Origin of the sequence: Streptomyces glaucescens (assembly GCF_002154375.1) — a bacterium.
GTDB classification, from domain to species: domain Bacteria; phylum Actinomycetota; class Actinomycetes; order Streptomycetales; family Streptomycetaceae; genus Streptomyces; species Streptomyces glaucescens.
Genome location: NZ_MUND01001023.1, coordinates 1 through 1,738 on the forward strand (window position 1 = coordinate 1; position 1,738 = coordinate 1,738).

At 73.0% G+C, this 1,738-nt stretch carries 2 protein-coding genes; both read right to left on the reverse strand.

The window, feature by feature from the left end; translation table 11 throughout:
- Window positions 1–92: 92 nt before the first annotated feature.
- Complete coding sequence (locus CCN42_RS40285; protein ID WP_086742044.1) at window positions 93–1,307, reverse strand: acetyl-CoA C-acetyltransferase; 1,215 nt, start codon at window positions 1,305–1,307, stop codon at window positions 93–95.
- Window positions 1,304–1,738: CoA transferase (locus CCN42_RS40290; RefSeq protein ID WP_211294910.1), on the reverse strand; the 435-nt coding region annotated here is incomplete at its 5' end. The genes CCN42_RS40290 and CCN42_RS40285, both read right to left, overlap by 4 nt.

Below are 1,738 nucleotides of genomic sequence, written 5' to 3' on the forward strand. Positions count from 1 at the left end.
GACGACACCGGTGTCGTCCTGTTCCCAGCGGATCGTGGTGCTCTCGGTCATGGCAGGGGTCTCCGTAGAAGTCTGGTGGGTCCGCGGGGAGTTCACAGGCGCTCGACGACGGTGGCGATGCCCATGCCGCCGCCGACGCACAGGGTGGCCAGGCCGTAGCGCTTGTCCTGGCGCTCCAGTTCGTCGACGAGGGTGCCGAGGATCATTGCGCCGGTGGCGCCGAGCGGGTGACCGAGGGCGATGGCGCCGCCGTTGACGTTGACCTTGTCCAGGGACAGGCCCATGTCCTTCACGAAGCGCAGCACGACCGCGGCGAAGGCCTCGTTGATCTCGACGAGGTCGATGTCGTCGATGGTCAGGCCCGCCTTGGCGAGCGCCTTGCGGGTGGCCGGGGCGGGGCCGGTGAGCATGATCGTGGGCTCGGATCCGGAGACGGCGGCGGAGACGATCCGCGCGCGCGGGGTGAGGCCGTAGCGCTCGCCGACCTCCTTGGAGCCGATGGCGACGAGGGCGGCGCCGTCCACGATGCCGGAGGAGTTGCCCGCGTGGTGGACGTGGTCGATCTTCTCCACCCAGTGGTACTTCTGCAGCGCCACCGCGTCGAAGCCGCCCAGGTCGCCGATGTCCGCGAAGGACGGCTTGAGCTTGGCGAGGGAGTCGGCGGTGGTGCCGGGCCGGAGGTGCTCGTCGTGGTCGAGGACGACCAGGCCGCTGCGGTCCTTCACGGGGATGACGGACCGCTCGAAGCGGCCCTCCTTCCAGGCGGTGGCCGCCCGCTCCTGGGAGAGGGCCGCGTATTCGTCGACGTCACGGCGGGAGAAGCCCTCGATGGTGGCGATGAGGTCGGCGCCGATGCCCTGCGGCACGAAGTTGACCGCGAGGTTGGTCATCGGGTCGTTGAACCAGGCGCCGCCGTCGGAGGCCATCGGCACCCGGGACATCGACTCGACACCGCCGGCCAGGACCAGGTCCTCCCAGCCCGAACGGACCTTGGCGGCGGCCAGGTTGACCGCTTCCAGGCCGGAGGCACAGAAGCGGTTCTCCTGCACTCCGGCGACCGTGTCGGGCAGGCCCGCGGCGATCGCGGCGATCCGGGCGATGTCGGAGCCCTGATCACCGACCGGGCCGACGACGCCGAGGACGATGTCGTCGACGGCCGCCGGGTCCAGCCCGGGGAAGCGGGCGCGGATCTCGTGGATGAGCCCGACGACCAGGTCGATGGGCTTCGTGCCGTGCAGGGCTCCGTTCGCCTTGCCGCGGCCGCGCGGGGTGCGGATCGCGTCGTACACGTACGCTTCGGTGCTCACGAGGAGGCCTTTCGCTGAGGGTTCGGGGGCTCGGAGGCCGTCGGCGGGGAGGGGTCCCGGGGTCCTCGGGCCGCCGGCGGGTACGGCTGCGGGGGGTCGGCCCCGGCCGGCGGGGAGAGAAGCCCGGGTATGTCCCAGTCGCGGGCCACGGTGCCGGTGTCGGCGCCCGGCCGGGCCGGGCCGGTGCGGACCGCCGTGGGGGTCGCGGAGAAGCGGGGGGCGGGTGCGGGCTGGGTGATGCCGCCGTGGCCGGTGAAGGTCGCGCGGGCGGCGAGGTGCGGGTGGTGCGGCGCTTCGCGCAGGGACAGGACGGGGGCCACGCATGCGTCCGTGCCCTCGAAGACGGCCGTCCACTCGTCCCGGGTACGGGCCTTGAAGCGGGCGGCGATCGCCTCGCGCAGCTCCGGCCAGCGGGCGAGGTCGTCGCGGGC